Source organism: Streptococcus sp. DD13 (assembly GCF_001578875.1).
Taxonomy (GTDB): domain Bacteria; phylum Bacillota; class Bacilli; order Lactobacillales; family Streptococcaceae; genus Streptococcus.
In genome coordinates this window covers 103,825-121,546 of the sequence record NZ_KQ969506.1, presented here as the reverse complement: position 1 = coordinate 121,546, position 17,722 = coordinate 103,825, and the positions used below count along the sequence as shown (strand labels likewise).

Below are 17,722 nucleotides of genomic sequence, written 5' to 3'. Positions count from 1 at the left end.
AAAACAATGGAGAGGCTAGGACTTTTGTCCCAGCCTCTTCTTTTTTATTGTGTGATTATCCATCTCAAATAGGCTAGATTAAGCCTTCTAAGAGACCACGCATAAAGTCTTCCGAATGAAACTCTCCGATATCATCTATTTTTTCGCCAAATCCAATGTATTTCACAGGAATATCTAACTCTTGACGGATGGCGATGACAACCCCACCACGCGCTGTTCCGTCAATCTTGGTGAGCACGAGACCGGTCAAGGGAGTAATCTTAGAAAATTCCTTGGCTTGAACCAAGGCATTTTGCCCCGTTGAAGCGTCAACAGCAAGGAGTGTCTCGTGAGGGGCATCTGGAAGGACACGCTTCACAATGCGACCGATTTTTTCCAACTCAGCCATCAGGTTATCCTTATTTTGCAAGCGTCCGGCTGTATCAATCAAAAGAATGTCCACGCCTTCTGCCACAGCTCTCTCCATCCCGTCATAGACGACAGAGGCTGGATCGGATTTTTCAGGACCCACCACGACTGGGACATCTACTCGTCTTCCCCACTCGACCAGCTGAGCCACGGCTCCGGCTCGGAAGGTATCGGCTGCGACAAGCATCACTTTCTTTCCAGCCTGCTTGTACTTGTAGGCTAGCTTTCCAATCGAGGTCGTCTTTCCAACGCCATTCACCCCAACAAAGAGCATAACAGTTAAGCCATCTTGCATATTGATGGCTTCGTGGTAGACATCGTCTTTTTCGTAGATTTCAACTAATTTTTCGATGATGACACGCTGCAAATCCGTGGATTTCTTGGCATTTTGCAGTTTTGCTTCATATCGGAGATCTTCTGTAAGGGTAGAAGCCACCTGCACACCGACATCGGATAAAATCAGGAGTTCTTCCAACTCTTCGAAAAACGCCTCATCTACCGTTCGAAAATTAGCAAAAAATTCATTCAGACGAGCCCCAAAACCTTTTCGAGTTTTAGAAAGGCTGCGCTCATATTTTTCCTCTTGGCTTTCTTTGACTTCATCTCTTACAGAAGGCTCTGTTTGTACCCCTTCATTTGAGAAAGACAAAGAAGATAAGGGCTCTTGAATGGACGCGCTCTCCTGAAGGGGATTCGAAGGTGAGGCTGGCTCACTTTCTTCGTCTTCTTCCTGAGGTTCGTCCTTCCCCTTGTCCTGTGGGGAGACTTGAGACGGATCCAAGCTTGGCCAGGTTACATCAGAACCAATAGAAGCTTCGCCATTTGGTCTGGTTTCTTGCTGGTCTATTGGGGAGAGGATTTGCTCTTGATTCGAATCTTCCTCTTTCACTTGATCACGAGAGTCAATCTCCTCTAGATGCTCACTCCTCCTTTCCGAAAATCCGTCGCTAGAAGATACCGCCTGCTGACTTTGAGTCCTTTCCTCATCCCTATCACCATTTTTTTCCTCCATCCCTTCTTCTTGTTCAGGACCTTCTTCTGGAGCATCCTCCTGAACAGACGGCGTCTGATCCTTGAAATGATCTTGCGATCCCTCTAGTGATCGGTCTGATTCGCGAGTCAGACCTTCTTCAACATCAGCCAAAATCCGGCTGTCTTGTTCTTCTACCTGCTCAAACGGCTGCGTACTTTCCGATTTCTCGTTTTTCCTACGGCCAAATAGGCGATCAAAGAGTCCCATCGCTTTCCTCCTCTAATACATATTTTTTAACAGCCCAAGCGACCGCATCTTGATCATTGGTCATAGGCGTCACGACCTTAGCGACTGCTTTTACTTTCTCTGAACCATTAGCCATACAAACCCCAAGTCCGGCCCATTCGATCATGGAAAAATCATTATCTTCATCTCCACAGGTCATGACTTCTTCTTGCTGAATTCCTAGATGAGCGATGAGTTTTTTAAGTCCATTTGCTTTATGCACACCTTTAGGGCTCCACTCTAAGATGAGATCTCGTGATTTAAAGATTTCATACTGCTCAAATAACTCCTCTGGAATTTCATTCAATGCTCGGTCTAACAAGGATGGATCCGCAGATGAGACAGCTTTATTGAATTCCTGACCCTTATCCAAATCGTCAAAATCCGTCGGAATGTAATGCAATAGAGGATTGCAGCTCGCATAGAGGGATTCGGTTTTGGAATGAAGAACATACACATCTCCACCTTGAACGACATCCAGTGGCAGGGATAACTCGTCTGTCACCTTGCGAATACGCTGGACATCCTCATAGTTAAAACCAATCTTATCCAAGATCGTGCCGTCATTCTGTTGAATCAACCCTCCATTAAAGGTCAAGGAGTAGTCCTCTGCATGCAACAAATCTAACTTTTCCAAATAAGGGATGACAGCTGGTAAAGGGCGCCCGGTAGTGAGAACCACCTTAACTCCCTTTGACCGAGCCGCTTTCAATGCAGCCTGATTGGCTTCTGAAATTTCCTTTTGTGAATTCAACAAGGTTCCATCTAAATCCAATGCAATTAATTTAATTGTCATATTCCATTCCTACTTTACTTACAGATTTCTTCCAAATACGCCATCACGGGCTCCTCATCACAGGGGCCAAGCACTTGATTTGCCATGGTTTTGACACTTTCCTTCGCATTTTCAGTTGCAAAAGCAATCGAAGCAAAGGACAACATTTCTAAATCATTTTCATTGTCTCCAAAAGCGATCACATCCTTTGCCTGTAAGCCAAGGTGCTGACAAAGCATTTCCAATCCAATCGCTTTATGCCCTCCATCTAGGATAATATCCACCGAATCCCCTCCAGTGGTCACGGCATTCACCTCTTTAAAATGGTCGTTTAACCAGGCTTGAGCTGACTCCAAATGATCCGCCTCAAAAGCGGCTACCAGCTTGATGACATCCACTTCGATCTCTTGGTAGCTTTTGACGCGTTTTGCTTCCAGATAAAAATGGCTAATAAAGTCGTAATCCGTCTGGGAAATGCTATCCAGCACAAAAGCCCCTTCTAGACCAGAAACAATGGTTCTTAAGCCAGAAGCATACGGACTCTTTTCAAGGGAATCAATAATGTCTAATACCAATTGCTTGTTCATAGGCTCTGCCTGATAGAGGATTTCTCCCTTGTAATAGACAACCGAGCCATTTTCTGCGACGATCGCAATCTCGTCTAAGAATTCAGCGAATAAATGCTTGAGGTTGAGCAAGGGGCGACCACTCGCTACCACAAACAAGTAACCTTTTTCTTTAAAAGATTGGATGACTTTTTTAAACCGTTTGCGGTCAAATTGATGATCCATGCGCAAGAAGGTCCCATCCATATCTGACGCAAATATTTTTGTTATCTTCATTCCATATCCTCTAAGTCTTTCAACTTCACGGAAACAATTTTAGAGACTCCTGATTCCTGCATGGTCACACCATAAATCGCATCTGCTGCTGCCATGGTCCCTTTGCGGTGAGTAACCACGATAAACTGACTAGATTGGTCAAAACGGTTCAGATAATCTCCAAATCGTTTGACATTGGCCTCATCCAACGCAGCCTCTACCTCATCCAAAATGACAAACGGAATGGTTTTCACCCGAATGATGGAAAAAAGAAGCGCCAAGGCAGAAAGGGCCTTTTCTCCACCGGACATGAGATTCAAGGACTGAATCTTTTTTCCTGGTGGTTGCACCGAAATCTCGACCCCTGTCGTCAACAAATCAGAAGAGGTCAATATCAAGTCCGCAGACCCTCCACCAAACATCTGTTTAAAGGTATTTTGAAAACTTTCTCGAATAGCCGTAAAGGTGAGCTGGAAGCGTTCCTTGACCTCATCATCCATTTCATGGATGGTCTCTAATAGCATATCGCGCGCGCGCAAGACATCTTCTCTTTGACTGGTCAAAAAGTTCAAGCGCTGATGAACTTCTTCGTACTGTTCAATCGCATCCAGATTGACAGGACCCAACGCCCGAATCGAACCTTCAATGGTTTTCAGTTGGCTTTCCGCCTGCTGCAAGTCCTCTACACTCGTTGCTTCTTGTTGGGCCGCTTCAAAACTGAGCTTGTATTGTTCCGTCAAATCCAACAAAAGTTTACGAAGTTGGTTGCTGATCTGTTCTACAAGAGCCTCTAGCTTCGTCTGGCTTCGAATCAACTCTTCATTTTTGAGACGTGCCTGCTCTAAGTGCCCCTCGATATCCTCTATCTGTCCTTCAATATCTTCGGACTCAAACCGTAGACGAATCAAAGCTTGATGAACCTCTTCTTTTCGCTCTTGAGCTTGGGCCTGTTGCACAGTCAAAGATTCAATGCTGCGGTCGTCCATTGCCAGTTCTTTTTGAGCGATTAAGATCTTTAGACCTTCCTTTTCCTCCGACAAGTCACGGTATTGGGCTTGACAAGTCTCTAGGTTGGTCTGGTCAAAGCGAATTTGTGACTTCGCTTCACTTTCTTGAACCTGTAAGGAGGATAGCTGAGTTTGTAAGTCCCGCAACCTTGTTTGCAGAAATTCACGATTCCCCCTTAGTTCCTCTATTTGCTGTTCCAGGCCGTCTTTTTCTTCCTGAAGACTATTGAGAGTTTCTTGGTATCTCTCTAATTCTTCTTTCAGATGAGCTACTTCCGCATGAGAGGCTTCTGTACGAGTAGCTTCAAGTAATCGATTCAGTTCTTGATGTCGTTCTTCGATTTGCTCCTTCTCCAATCGGGTCCGTTGTTCTCTTAAACGAGCATCTTCCCCTTGAGTCTGCAAGCTTCCTAAGCTTTCTTGTAATTGATCGATCTTGGTCTGGTGGAGCGATAAGGCTTCTTCCTGAACGCGGAGTAGATCGTTCAACTGCTTCACTTCCTGCTCTAAGGTCGCCAACTCAGGCTTAATGAACAGAGTGTTGCTGTTTCGATTGCTTCCTCCAGCAAAAGAACCACCCGGGCGAATCTCTGAGCCATCCAAGGTCACTATCCTCGTTTGAAAACGTGTCGCACGCGCAGCTTGCGTAGCCTCTTCTAATGTCGCAAACACAACGACGCCACCCAACAGGTTTTCAAAAATATTCGCTAACCGTCCGTCATAGCTCACCAACTCGCTCGCAATCCCAATAAAACCTGGACTACTTTGGAATGTATGGAGAATCTGTGAAGAGACAGAGCGAGGCTTGACCGTGGTCAAAGGAAGAAAAGTCGCGCGCCCCTTTTTCCCTTGTTTCAAATAAGAGATCGCTTGGCGAGCAGCCTGCTCGTCTTCGACAATAATATGTTGACTCGCCCCACCTAAGGCAATCTCGATAGCGGTTTGATAATCTGTTTCAAAGGTCACATGCTCGCTAACAGCCCCAATCACTCCACCGATCCGTGCTCCCTCTTGCAAGACAGCCTTTACACCCGCGTAAAAGTTGGAGTGGCTTTTTTGAATGGCTTCGAGACTAGACTGGCGAGCTCGTTTACTCTTTAGTTGGTCTAGCAAGTCAAAAACCGCTTCCTGCTGCTCTTGATACTGCTGTTTGGCTTGGAGTAACTCATTTTCTTGCTGCTTGTACTGCTGTAAGAGCGCTTTTAAGGCCTGTTCAACTTGTTGGTATTCAGCTTGGCTTTCTTCTACCTGCGTGGCACTGGCTGCTACTTCTTCTTGCAATTCTTGGAGCTTTTGCGACCGATGAACGGCTAGTGCTTCTTGTTGGGAAAGCTCCTGACTCAATCGCGTCATATGATTGGTTTGTTCCGCTTCTTGCTCCATTAAGCGAACATAAGCATCTCGTAAGCGCTCAATCACCGTATCCGGATCTTCTGAAAAGTCCGCAATATCCGAGCGCACTTGCTCCTTTGTCTGCCTCAACTGATCCAGAACCACTTGCTTTTCTTCTAGACCAGTTGAAAGAGTGCTCATCTGTTCCTTTAATTCACTTAGGCGTTGCTCCACTAGCCCCAGACGGTCTTGGGCACTTTCCTTACTCGACTGGTTCTGAGTGGACTCCAACTTCCGGAGTTGAATTTTTCCTTCAACATCACTGATGAATTTCGTGATATCGACTAGGCTGTCCTGCTTTTCTGTCAATTGCTGGGCAATGGACTGGCGTCGACTTTTCTGCTGTTGGTAATCTTGCTCCAACTGCTCTCTTTGGCGATAATAAGCCTTCAGATCATCCTTTACGTGGTGAAGCTGGGCCTGCTCCTTTTCTAGCTCTTCTCTTCCTTGTTGAATCTGAGCTACCAACACATTGAGGTGCAAGCTTTTCCTTTCTTCTTCAAGGGCTAAAAACTGCTTCGCCGTCTGTGCTTGCTTTTCTAATGGAGTGACTTGGCGCTCTAGCTCATATACGATGTCTTCCAGACGATCCAAATTATCCTGGGTTTGAGAGAGCTTGGTTTCCGTTTCTTTCTTCCGAGTTTTATACTTGAGGACTCCCGCTGCTTCTTCGAAAATGGCGCGACGCTCTTCCGGCTTGGAATTAAAAATTTCCTCTACACGGCCTTGGGAAATGATTGAAAAGGAATCCCGCCCCAATCCAGTGTCCATAAACAAATCATGAATATCTCGCAAGCGGACCTTTTGCCCATCAATTTTGTATTCACTGTCTCCTGAACGGTAAATATGGCGTTCGACGCGGATTTCCTCTCCCTTGTCTGGAATAAAGTGGTTGTGATTGTCTAGCGTCACAATCACAGAGGCATAATTCAAGGCCCGACGACTCTCCGTTCCAGCAAAAATGACATCCGGCATCTTGCCCCCACGCAGACTTTTGGCCGAAGATTCTCCCAAAGCCCACCGCAAGCTCTCTGTGATATTGGATTTCCCTGATCCGTTCGGGCCAACAACCGCCGTAACTCCGCGATCAAAGACCACTTTTGTCTTATCCGCAAAGGACTTAAAGCCCTGCATTTCAATCGATTTTAGATACATATTCCTTCATTGACTCCACAGCATTCTTAGCGGCACTTTGCTCCGCTATCTTTTTGGACCGACCGCTCCCTTTCCCAATCGTCCGGTTATCCACACTCACCACTACGGTAAATGTCTTATCATGGGCAGGTCCCGCTTCTTCTACTACCTGGTATTCGATTCGGACGACACCATTGACCTGTAGCAACTCCTGCAAATAGGTCTTATAATCTGTGACCCGTTCAAAATTTCCTTGCTCTAACTGTGGAATCATCACTTGATTGAGGAAACGTTCCACCACCGCTTCTCCCTGATCCAGCAATAAAGCTCCCAGAAACGCTTCAAAAAGATCTCCCAGAATGGTATCCCGATTCCGACCACCCGATTTTTCTTCCCCTTTTCCTAATTTCAAATAGGTATCGAAGCCACATTTCCTAGAAAAGCTAGCTAAACTCTCCTCCCGAACAAAGGTCGAGCGTAGCTTGGACATCTCTCCTTCCGGGGAATTCGGGTATTTCTTAAATAAGTACTTTGAAATCATGAGTTGTAGAACAGCGTCTCCTAAGAATTCCAAACGTTCATTGTGTGAAATTTTTAGAAGGCGGTGCTCATTGGCATAGGAAGTATGCGTAAAGGCCGTTTTTAGCAATTCTTCATCGCGAAAGGCAATACCATAGTCTTGTTTTAAAGTGGCAACTAATGTATTCATGAGGTCTCCTTTTCAGTCTGTCCCTTCATTATACCATATTTATCCTATCTTTACTCTGTCAAAACAAGCTAAAAAACCTCCCGTTTGAGAGGTTTTGAGCTCAATCTTCCAAGCTAAAATCTTCTTTAATCTTTAGGACCAGATCCTGAAGAAGCAGTTGATTCACATCGTATTTCGTGTTCTTTTCCTTGAGATTGTAGACTAAAAGCATCGCATTTTGAAGTTTTTGCCGATGAAAAGAAACAGCTGCGCTTGTGATCCCCAGATCTTCAGCGATATCTTTGACCTTAGCATGTGGTTGGGTCAAGGCTACTAAAACCTTGTAGCGAGTCAGGTCACTCAACGTTTTTAAGATCGCCACAAAATTTTCTTCATCCAAGTCATTATGGCTGTGTAGAATTTGATCCACCTTAGAAGACAAGATAACAAAATGATGGAGAAGTGGAAAAACCTTTTCCGTCATCATAAAAAAGACAAAATGAGTCATCCAAGGACTAATGACGAACATCTCGAAGGACTGATCATGGAGATTGGTTTCTAGGTCCTTTAAAAAGGGAGCCTGGGCTAGTATCGTTTCCATCTCTAGCGTTTGAGCAAAAGATTCTCGCTCCCTTCTTGACTCTTCCAAGTAGGGCTGATAGAGGGGAACCAGCGCCCTAGAAAGAGCGACCAAGTCCTGGACACTTTCGACAATCTGGTGACTAAACGTGAGAATGTGCCATTTTTCTTCTGCTTTCAAATCAAGACCTTGTAACATATCCCAGTAATCCTGATCCTTGGCCTTCTCATAGTCCTCCTCTGCTAAAAAAAGATGAAGACAGACATGGAGCTCTTCTTCTGTCATCTCAAGGACTAGATCATGTAGCTCTTCCATAGACGCAGGATCTTCTCCACGATTGAGCAAGTAGAGATAAAAGGTCGTTAGGATAGACCAGCCAGATCTCATCAGATAGAGCCGTTTCAACCTTTCTTGGTACGGATGAAAAACCTTCCGTATTTCCTCAAATGTGTCTAAATCCCGGGCCAAAAGACCTCGTTCTTTCTGGGTCAATTCTAAGGTCCATTCTTCCTGGGGACAGGCCAAAATCGAAAGCAAGGTTTGTTCCACCATCTCCGAATGGACAGAGTTATAGCTATAAGACATAGGCATCCTTTCTATACAAAATCACGTTCAAAAGCAATTCCGACATGCTTTTTCCTCCTTGAAAAATTGGATTTATACCACCTGATTTTTCCTTCGACTGATGATAGTGCACCCCAACAATCCAAGACAAAGCAAGAGGTAGATGAAGGAAATCTCTTGTACTGGTAACCACAGAATCAAAGCGGAAAAAGCCACTCGACTAAGAACCATCCCAAAGGTCAGAAAGCTATCAATGGCTGAACCAATAGAGGCCAATTTTTCTTCTGGAAGCTCACGGAACAGCATAGCTGATAATTTTGGCGTCGCTCCTCCAGTGACGACTGCCGTCCCAGAAATCATGAGCAAGGAAAATGCAATATGATGCCAGACCATCGCCACAAAAAAGATCGCCAAAAAGCCTAGCGCGACGGTTACCATGGTTATGAGGGAGACTTTTTTGAAAAGATTGGTACAAAGGATGGATCCGATGATATTTCCCACAAAAAAGGCGATAGAAACCGACGCAAGGGTCGTTGCAGGACTCCCTATGATAAAGTCCCCAAAGTCCTTGATCATGGCAGCAACTAAGGATTGCAGGATGGACCCGACCGCATTGATCCCCATGATAGCCACGATACTAGCCTGTAGGGCAGGAACCTTCTGAATGGCCGTACAAGCATCCTTAAACGAACTCGTTAATTCCTTGACCAAACCTTGTGACTGGTTGTGCTCTACCATTTTGAGTGGATGTTCCTCAAGGAGTCGGATTAAGGATGACCGGATAGCAAACATAATCAGCGCACTAGCTAGAAAAGTTCCAGCATTGAGGAAGGCCAGTTGTGGATAAGTCATAAAAGCGATGAGAATAGCCCCACTTGCCTGAAAGCCTATTTGTAGGATGGCGCTACTCGCCTGACGAAAGGCTGCAGCAGCTTCCCGATCTTCATCTGAGACAATTCGAAGCGATAGAGGGATATAGAGATAAGATTCGTACTGTCCGGATAAATCTGAAAAGACATTCACTACCACTGCAACGAGGACAATCCAAAGGGATGGCGAAAATCCCATCACAAACCCGACGATCAAGTACAAAACAAGACGAAAAATCTGAGTCGCCACAATTGTATCGACCTTGTCTTTTGTCCGATCCGCCCAAACTCCCATCGCAAACCGCGTCAAAAGAGGCAGACTTTCTGACAGAGTGACCAAAGCAATAGCCAACTGTGCATCCGGCAAGACCAGAACGTAATTCATCAAGGCTAGATAGTACAAACTATCCCCAAAGTTGGAAATCATATCTGCTATGAATGTCGTAAGATAAAGTTTATTGGTCAAAATGCGTTTCATCTCGTCACCTTTGTTTCATTTTAATTAAACAGATACTTACCTTTCTAAAAGAATTATATCACTTAATTTTAGATAAGTAAATACTTAATATTAACTTTTGTCCTCTCTTCCTAGAAAATCCACTTACTGGCCCCCAAAAAGTAGAAAAGCTCTCAAAAGCACAAAAAAACTCCCTGGACCGGCCAGGGAGTGTCATCTTTTTATAAATATTCTTTTGAAAGCTCAAGCACTTCTTCCATTGTTGAACATTCAGTCAGCGCACGGTTAGCGTATTCTTCCATTTTAGCTGTGTCCAATTTCTTCATCAAGCTACGTGTCCGAAGAACGGATGTCGCTGACATGGAGAATTCATCCAAGCCCATTCCGACAAGAAGGGGAACAGCAGTTTGGTCACCAGCCATTTCACCACACATACCAGCCCATTTCCCTTCAGCGTGAGCCGCTTTGATCACATTGTTGATCAAACGAAGAATTGATGGGTTATATGGTTGGTAAAGGTAGGAAACTTGTTCGTTCATACGGTCAGCAGCCATAGTGTATTGGATCAAGTCGTTTGTACCAATTGAGAAGAAATCCACTTCTTTGGCAAATTGGTCAGCCAACATAGCTGCTGCTGGAATCTCAATCATGATCCCTACTTGGATGTCGTCTGCAACGGCAACACCTTCAGCAAGCAATTTCGCTTTTTCTTCTTCTAGAATACCTTTAGCAGTACGGAACTCACTCAAGAGAGCTACCATTGGGAACATGATCCGCAATTTACCGTGAACAGATGCACGAAGCAAAGCCCGTAATTGCGTACGGAACATTTGGTTACCCGTTTCAGAAATAGAGATACGCAAAGCCCGGTAACCCAAGAAGGGGTTCATTTCTTTCGGAAGGTCGAAATAAGGAAGTTCTTTATCCCCACCGATATCCATTGTCCGAACAACAACAGGTTTACCGTTCATCCCTTCAAGAACTGCTTTATAGGCTTCATATTGGTCATCTTCCGTTGGGAAGTCTTGAGAATCCATATACAAGAACTCTGTACGATAAAGACCAACTGCTTCAGCCCCATTGTCATTCACACCTTCAACGTCTTTAGGTGTCCCAATGTTGGCCGCCAACTCAAAGTGTTTTCCATCAGCTGTCACTGTTTGAGCATCTTTAAGAAGCGCCCATTCAGCTTTTTGTGCAGCGTAAGCTTGGCCAGCTGCATTGAAGGCTGCGATTTGCTCTTCAGTTGGGTTGATCACTACTTCACCAGTAATTCCTGATACAGCCAAGATATCACCGTCTTTCACAAGTTCAGTGATGTTATTGGTTCCAAGAACGGCTGCGATTTCAAGTGTCCGAGCCATAATTGCTGAGTGACTGGTCCGTCCACCAATATTCGTAACAAAAGCTTTTACAAACTGTTTGTTCAGCTGCGCTGTATCAGATGGAGTCAAGTCATGAGCAATCACAATTGATTCTTCGTTGATAGAAGCTGGGTTTGGTAGTTTCTTACCAAGCAAGTTAGCAAGTACACGCTTGGTTACATCACGGATATCAGCAGCACGCTCTTGCATGTATGGGTTGTCTTCCATCCCTTCAAAGATCGTGATAAACATATCCGTCACTTCTTTCAAACCAGACTCTGCATTCACTTTTTTGGCACGGATGGTTTCCTTGATCTGACCAACCATTTCTGGGTCTGCCAGAACCATCATATGTGCATCAAAAACTTGGGCAGCTTCTTCACCGAGGCTCTCTACTGCATTCTCCCGAATAACAGAAAGCTCGTCTTGGGCGGCTGCTAAAGCAGCATCCAAACGAGCTTCTTCTGCATTTGTATCTTCAACTGTTACAGTCTCAAAGGACAAATCGGGTTGAATCAATAGATATGCCTTGGCAACAGCAACACCATCAGACGCTGCAATTCCCTTTAGCATTTCTGTCATATTCTTAAGCCAATCCTTCTTTTTCCATTGTTTCAGAGATCGCTGCAATTGCATCATCTGCATCTGCACCTTCAGCTGAAATGGTTACGTCAGCACCTTGACCAACTCCAAGGCTCATCACGCCCATGATTGATTTCAAGTTTACAGATTTTTCTTTGTATTCCAAAGTGATTTCTGAAGCGAACTTGCTAGCTGTTTGAACCAACAAAGTTGCTGGACGTGCGTGGATACCAGTTTCTGCCACGATGTGGAATTGTTTTGAAGCCATAATAGGATTCTCCTTTGTATAATCTAAATTGTAGGTCATCTATGATAACCCTTACAAAGTGAATTATATCATTTCTCATGATTGTTTTCAAGAATTTTTTATTCTCATTTCCAAAATCCTCCCCTTCTCTTGTGACAAACAAGGCCTATATCTAGGCGAAGTTTCTTCATTATTTGATGCTGAATTCCGAACATGTTAGAGAAAAACACTGTACAACCGGCTTTTTTAACGTATTTCCGAATACAGCAGATACACTATATGTTGTGTTATCCGCTTTTTCTCTCCACAAAATATGCTGATTTCCTAGAGAAAATAATTGACATCCGTCCCGTTTCAGTGTAAGCTAGTCTAGTAAAAAAAATTAAGGGAGAACCAAATGGTTACCGTATATTCAAAAAACAACTGTGTTCAATGTAAAATGACGAAACGATTTCTCGATCAACACCAAGTAGCTTATCAAGAAATCAACCTTGATGAACAACCAGAATTTATCGCTCATGTCAAAGACCTGGGATTTGCTGCTGCTCCAGTAGTGGAGACCGAAACAGGAAGTTTTTCTGGTTTTCAACCAGCAAAATTAAAAGAACTCCTCTAAAAAATCCCCCTCGTTGAACCGACATCGAACAGCATAGAAAGAGAAGATTATGAGTTTGAAAAATTTGACGGACGTCTCTTATTTCCGTCTGAATAATGAAATTAACCGTCCTGTAAATGGACAAATCATGCTTCATAAGGATAAGGAAGCCTTGGATGCCTTCTTTAAGGAAAATGTCCTTCCAAATACGAAAGCTTTCAAAAACATCACGGAAAAAATTGCTTATCTAATCGAAGAAAACTACCTCGAAAAAGAGTTTATCAGCAAGTATCGTCCAGCTTTTATCGAGCAGTTGGCTCAATTTATTGCAGACCAGGATTTCCAATTTAAATCCTTCATGGCAGCCTATAAGTTTTACAACCAATATGCCCTCAAGACCAATGATGGGGAATATTACTTAGAAAGCATGGAAGACCGCGTTCTTTTTAACGCCCTTTACTTTGCGGACGGAAATGAAGAAATCGCCACTGAGATCGCGAATGAAATCATCCATCAACGCTACCAGCCCGCTACTCCTTCTTTCCTAAATGCTGGTCGGGCTCGCCGAGGAGAGTTGGTATCTTGCTTCTTGATCCAAGTAACCGATGATATGAACGCCATCGGACGGTCCATCAACTCTGCCCTTCAACTTTCACGTATCGGAGGGGGTGTGGGAATTTCTCTCAGCAACTTACGTGAAGCAGGCGCTCCTATCAAAGGCTATGAAGGAGCTGCTTCAGGAGTCGTACCCGTTATGAAACTCTTTGAAGATAGCTTTTCTTACTCTAACCAATTGGGACAGCGTCAAGGTGCAGGAGTTGTTTACCTCAACGTCTTTCACCCCGACATCATCGCTTTTCTTTCAACCAAAAAAGAAAATGCCGATGAAAAGGTTCGCGTAAAAACTCTTTCTCTCGGTGTTATTATCCCAGACAAGTTCTATGAATTGGCCCGGAAAAACGAGGACATGTATCTCTTTAGTCCTTATTCAGTCGAGTTAGAGTACGGTGTCCCATTTAACTATATCGACATTACAGAAAAATACGATGAGCTGGTTGCCAATCCAAACATCAGAAAGACCAAACTCAAAGCCCGTGATTTGGAAACTGAAATTTCTAAATTGCAACAAGAATCTGGTTACCCGTATGTCGTCAATATCGATACCGCCAACCGTTCCAATCCGGTTGATGGAAAAATCATCATGAGTAACCTCTGTTCGGAGATCCTTCAAGTTCAAGAACCTAGCCTCATTAACGATGCCCAAGATTTCTTGCAAATGGGAACCGATGTATCTTGTAACCTTGGATCCACCAATGTCGTGAATATGATGACCTCACCTGATTTTGGTCGTTCCATTCGTGCCATGGTGCGGGCCTTGACCTTTGTCACCGACAACTCCCACATCACGGCTGTTCCGACGATTGATCATGGAAATAGTCTAGCACATACCTTCGGACTCGGTGCCATGGGCCTTCACAGCTACCTAGCTCAACAACTGATTGAATACGGATCGGCTGAGTCGGTTGAGTTTACCAGCATTTACTTCATGCTGATGAACTACTGGACCTTGGTCGAGTCTAACAACATCGCACGAGAACGTGGCCAAGTCTTCCACAACTTTGACAAGTCAGACTATGCCAATGGAAGCTACTTCGACAAATACATCACTGGAGCGTTTGTCCCACAATCTGATCGTGTCAAAGAACTCTTTGCAGATGTCTTTATCCCGACTGCTGAGGATTGGAAGGTCTTACGTGAAAACATCAAGAAAGATGGTCTCTACCATCAAAACCGCCTGGCAGTAGCACCTAATGGGTCTATCAGTTACATCAACGATGTGTCTGCTTCCATCCACCCGATCACCCAACGGATCGAAGAGCGTCAGGAAAAGAAAATCGGAAAAATTTACTACCCCGCTGCAGGACTCTCCACTGAAACAATCCCTTACTACACGTCTGCCTACGACATGGACATGCGAAAGGTCATCGATGTGTACGCCGCTGCCACAGAGCACGTGGACCAAGGTCTGTCTCTAACCCTCTTTATGCGGAGCGATATCCCGACGGGTCTCTACGAATGGAAAAAAGAAAACAAACAAACCACTCGTGACCTGTCGATCCTGCGTAACTACGCCTTCAACAAGGGAATCAAGTCGATCTACTACGTTCGTACCTTTACAGATGACGGAGATGAAGTCGGAGCCAACCAATGCGAGAGCTGTGTGATTTAGTGGCTTGACTCCTCCTGTCACTCGTAGCTAAGCCGAAGCCTTTGCTTGCACTTCTCCCTCCTACTTTGTAAAACACCAGCAAAATAGGATAGAATAGAGCACCTCTCCTTCTAATATAAATGAAAGGAAAGGCTCCATTAGGAACAGTAGAAGGCCTATCAGAATCTGCTAAAAAGGAAAGAAATTTTACATGGAAACATATTATAAAGCCATTAACTGGAATGCCATCGAAGATATCATTGACAAGTCGACATGGGAAAAACTGACCGAGCAATTTTGGCTCGATACCCGGATTCCCCTATCCAATGATTTGGACGACTGGCGCAAACTGACCCTAGAAGAAAAAGACCTCGTTGGAAAGGTCTTTGGTGGATTGACCTTGCTGGATACACTCCAATCTCAATCGGGTGTGGAAGCTCTTCGAGCTGATGTGCGTACACCGCACGAAGAAGCTGTTTTTAATAACATCCAATTTATGGAATCTGTGCACGCCAAGTCTTACTCCTCTATCTTTTCTACCCTGAATACAAAGTCAGAAATTGAAGAGATTTTCGACTGGACCAATAGCAACGACTACCTTCAGACCAAGGCTAAAATCATCAATGAAATTTATGAAACGGGGACGCCACTAGAGAAAAAAGTCGCTTCTGTCTTCCTGGAGACCTTCCTGTTCTATTCCGGATTTTTCACACCACTGTACTACTTAGGAAACAACAAATTAGCAAACGTAGCGGAAATCATCAAGCTCATCATCCGAGATGAATCCGTGCACGGAACCTATATTGGCTATAAGTTCCAGATTGGATTTAATGAGTTGCCGGAAGATCAACAAGAACAACTGCGGGATTGGATGTATGATCTTCTCTATCAATTGTATGAAAATGAGGAAAAATATACAGAAACTCTCTACGACGGTGTCGGCTGGACGGAGGAGGTAAAAACCTTCCTTCGATACAATGCCAACAAAGCCCTGATGAACTTAGGACAAGATCCACTCTTTCCTGACTCAGCAGACGATGTCAACCCAATCGTCATGAACGGAATCTCCACAGGTACTTCCAACCATGACTTCTTCTCTCAAGTGGGGAATGGTTATCTACTCGGAGAGGTCGAAGCGATGCAGGATGACGATTACCTCTATGGCTTATAAGATGATGACAATCAAATATGAGGCTGGGACAAAAGTCCTAGCCTCTTTTTTCTTTTTCAATTATCTATTCACTCTCCCCACCTGTGGAAGGTCACAAATCAAAAACAAAGATTGACATTCTGCATAAAATAACATATGATAGGTATATTCTATTTTCGGAGGACTTCTATGAAACGGATTTTTAAAGCTTGGAATCAGACCAGCCTATTAAAACGAATTGCCTTAGGTGTATTGTTGGGAGCCCTTTTGGGTCTGCTCCTACCCAAGGCTTCTGCGATCGGATTGCTGGGAGACATGTTTGTCGGTGGCCTAAAAGCCATTGCTCCTATTTTGGTGTTTGCCTTGGTCGCTAATGCCCTCGCCCAAACAAAAGAAGGTCAACGGACTAACATGAAGGCAGTTATTAGCCTTTATATGGTCGGGACCTTTGCTGCAGCCCTTACAGCTGTAGTCCTGAACTTCCTCTTTCCAATTACGGTGCAACTATCCCAAACCGCATCCAGTACAACTTCCAGTCCAGATGGGGTAGGAGCTGTCTTTCAATCCCTCTTATTGAACATCGTGGACAACCCTGTCAATGCCCTTGCCCAGTCCAACTATATTGGGATTCTGGCTTGGGCCGTGGTTTTCGGATTTGCCCTTCGAGCCACTGGTGATACGACAAAAGAATTGTTACGAACCATGGCAGAGGTCACGTCGCAAGTCGTTCATTGGATTATCGACTTAGCCCCGCTAGGTATTTTGGGACTCATGTACAAAACCTTAGCTGAGAACGGCGTTAGCGTCTTGTCACAGTACGGGATCCTCATCCTTGTCTTAGTCGGAGCGATGGCCATCGTTGCCCTAATCATCAATCCCCTCATTGCTTTTGTGGTAATGAAACAGAATCCCTATCCTCTTGTTTTCCGATGTCTAAAGGAAAGCGGGGTGACAGCATTTTTCACCCGATCATCTGCAGCAAATATTCCAGTAAACCTCAAGCTCTGTAAGGATTTAGGACTGGACGAGAACACCTATTCTGTCTCGATTCCACTTGGGTCAACGATCAATATGGCAGGTGCGGCCATTACGATTTCTGTATTGACGTTAGCAGCGGTCAATACGCTAGGTATCAGCGTAGACTTTGGAACGGCACTGCTTCTTTCAATCGTCGCTTCTATTTCAGCTTGTGGTGCTTCAGGTGTTGCAGGAGGTTCTCTGCTTCTCATCCCAGTTGCTTGTAGTCTCTTTGGAATTTCAAATGACGTGGCCATGCAGGTTGTTGGAGCAGGCTTTATCGTTGGAGTGATCCAAGACTCTTGTGAAACAGCACTCAACTCCTCTACCGATGTCCTCTTTACAGCTGTAGCAGAATGGAATGCCTGGAAGAAATCATCTTAATCGTCTTCACCCCGATCGCTTCTTGGATCCATCACACTGCTGACAATCAATCGAAAGAAGAGTGGGACAGAAATCGGTCATTCGTTAGAATTCGATTTCGTCGTCCCAGCTCCGCACAGTTGAGTAGGGCTGTAAAAGCGGATGAAATCAGCCTAGTAGAGCCCACTCAACCACTGCGTCTTGCGCGACAAGCCAAAAACAATTAAGAGGCTAGGACTTTT

At 44.6% G+C, this 17,722-nt stretch carries 12 protein-coding genes and 1 pseudogene; 4 read left to right on the top strand and 9 right to left on the bottom strand.

Going from position 1 to position 17,722, the window contains the following annotated elements:
- Nucleotides 1-73: 73 nt before the first annotated feature.
- The 9 genes and pseudogenes from ftsY to STRDD13_RS00535 form a co-directional block, all read right to left on the bottom strand.
- A pseudogene (gene ftsY, locus STRDD13_RS08920) lies at nt 74-1,003 on the bottom strand (signal recognition particle-docking protein FtsY); the annotation flags it as partial.
- Nucleotides 1,004-1,634: 631 nt separating this feature from the next.
- Nucleotides 1,635-2,462: a Cof-type HAD-IIB family hydrolase gene (locus tag STRDD13_RS00570; RefSeq protein WP_067100482.1), complete on the bottom strand. Its 828-nt coding sequence runs from the start codon at nt 2,460-2,462 to the stop codon at nt 1,635-1,637.
- Between the two features lie 14 nt (nt 2,463-2,476).
- Entirely contained in the window at nt 2,477-3,283 is an 807-nt protein-coding gene (locus STRDD13_RS00565; RefSeq protein ID WP_067100479.1) for a Cof-type HAD-IIB family hydrolase, read from the bottom strand.
- A complete protein-coding gene (smc, locus tag STRDD13_RS00560) occupies nt 3,280-6,816 on the bottom strand; it encodes a chromosome segregation protein SMC (RefSeq protein WP_067100476.1) in 3,537 nt (1,178 codons plus the stop codon). The genes STRDD13_RS00565 and smc overlap by 4 nt, the downstream gene beginning before the upstream one ends.
- A complete protein-coding gene (gene rnc, locus STRDD13_RS00555; RefSeq protein ID WP_067100472.1) occupies nt 6,797-7,504 on the bottom strand; it encodes a ribonuclease III in 708 nt (235 codons plus the stop codon). The genes smc and rnc overlap by 20 nt, the downstream gene beginning before the upstream one ends.
- A gap of 100 nt (nt 7,505-7,604) precedes the next feature.
- Nucleotides 7,605-8,648, bottom strand: coding sequence for a winged helix-turn-helix transcriptional regulator (locus tag STRDD13_RS00550; protein WP_067100470.1), 1,044 nt, complete (start codon nt 8,646-8,648; stop codon nt 7,605-7,607).
- A 72-nt stretch (nt 8,649-8,720) separates the two neighbouring features.
- Nucleotides 8,721-9,974, bottom strand: a complete 1,254-nt coding sequence (locus tag STRDD13_RS00545) for an MFS transporter (RefSeq protein ID WP_067100467.1) — start codon at nt 9,972-9,974, stop codon at nt 8,721-8,723.
- Nucleotides 9,975-10,174: 200 nt separating this feature from the next.
- The gene (gene ptsP / locus STRDD13_RS00540) at nt 10,175-11,899 is read right to left on the bottom strand and encodes a phosphoenolpyruvate--protein phosphotransferase (protein ID WP_067100464.1); all 1,725 of its coding nucleotides are present in this window, start codon (nt 11,897-11,899) and stop codon (nt 10,175-10,177) included.
- Nucleotides 11,900-11,903: 4 nt separating this feature from the next.
- Nucleotides 11,904-12,167, bottom strand: coding sequence for a phosphocarrier protein HPr (locus STRDD13_RS00535; protein WP_067100461.1), 264 nt, complete (start codon nt 12,165-12,167; stop codon nt 11,904-11,906).
- Nucleotides 12,168-12,543: 376 nt separating this feature from the next.
- Between STRDD13_RS00535 and nrdH the strand changes: the two genes are divergently transcribed.
- From nrdH to sstT, 4 genes are all read left to right on the top strand, one after another.
- Nucleotides 12,544-12,762, top strand: a complete 219-nt coding sequence (gene nrdH / locus STRDD13_RS00530) for a glutaredoxin-like protein NrdH (protein WP_067100459.1) — start codon at nt 12,544-12,546, stop codon at nt 12,760-12,762.
- A 49-nt stretch (nt 12,763-12,811) separates the two neighbouring features.
- Nucleotides 12,812-14,971: a class 1b ribonucleoside-diphosphate reductase subunit alpha gene (nrdE, locus tag STRDD13_RS00525; RefSeq protein ID WP_067100456.1), complete on the top strand. Its 2,160-nt coding sequence runs from the start codon at nt 12,812-12,814 to the stop codon at nt 14,969-14,971.
- Nucleotides 14,972-15,161: 190 nt separating this feature from the next.
- Nucleotides 15,162-16,121 (top strand): class 1b ribonucleoside-diphosphate reductase subunit beta, encoded by a 960-nt coding sequence (gene nrdF, locus STRDD13_RS00520; RefSeq protein ID WP_067100453.1) that lies wholly within the window; start codon nt 15,162-15,164, stop codon nt 16,119-16,121.
- A 168-nt stretch (nt 16,122-16,289) separates the two neighbouring features.
- Nucleotides 16,290-17,501: a serine/threonine transporter SstT gene (gene sstT, locus STRDD13_RS00515; RefSeq protein ID WP_067100451.1), complete on the top strand. Its 1,212-nt coding sequence runs from the start codon at nt 16,290-16,292 to the stop codon at nt 17,499-17,501.
- Nucleotides 17,502-17,722: the final 221 nt, after the last annotated feature.

Excerpts from the sequence above, each read along its gene's own strand:
- STRDD13_RS00535 (WP_067100461.1), bottom strand. The coding sequence starts at position 12,167 with ATGGCTTCAAAACAATTCCACATCGTGGCAGAAACTGGTATCCACGCA.
- STRDD13_RS00565 (WP_067100479.1), bottom strand. The coding sequence starts at position 3,283 with ATGAAGATAACAAAAATATTTGCGTCAGATATGGATGGGACCTTCTTG.
- nrdF (WP_067100453.1), top strand. The coding sequence starts at position 15,162 with ATGGAAACATATTATAAAGCCATTAACTGGAATGCCATCGAAGATATC.
- smc (WP_067100476.1), bottom strand. The coding sequence starts at position 6,816 with ATGTATCTAAAATCGATTGAAATGCAGGGCTTTAAGTCCTTTGCGGAT.
- STRDD13_RS00570 (WP_067100482.1), bottom strand. The coding sequence starts at position 2,462 with ATGACAATTAAATTAATTGCATTGGATTTAGATGGAACCTTGTTGAAT.
- STRDD13_RS00550 (WP_067100470.1), bottom strand. The coding sequence starts at position 8,648 with ATGTCTTATAGCTATAACTCTGTCCATTCGGAGATGGTGGAACAAACC.
- sstT (WP_067100451.1), top strand. The coding sequence starts at position 16,290 with ATGAAACGGATTTTTAAAGCTTGGAATCAGACCAGCCTATTAAAACGA.
- ptsP (WP_067100464.1), bottom strand. The coding sequence starts at position 11,899 with ATGACAGAAATGCTAAAGGGAATTGCAGCGTCTGATGGTGTTGCTGTT.
- rnc (WP_067100472.1), bottom strand. The coding sequence starts at position 7,504 with ATGAATACATTAGTTGCCACTTTAAAACAAGACTATGGTATTGCCTTT.
- STRDD13_RS00545 (WP_067100467.1), bottom strand. The coding sequence starts at position 9,974 with ATGAAACGCATTTTGACCAATAAACTTTATCTTACGACATTCATAGCA.
- nrdE (WP_067100456.1), top strand. The coding sequence starts at position 12,812 with ATGAGTTTGAAAAATTTGACGGACGTCTCTTATTTCCGTCTGAATAAT.
- nrdH (WP_067100459.1), top strand. The coding sequence starts at position 12,544 with ATGGTTACCGTATATTCAAAAAACAACTGTGTTCAATGTAAAATGACG.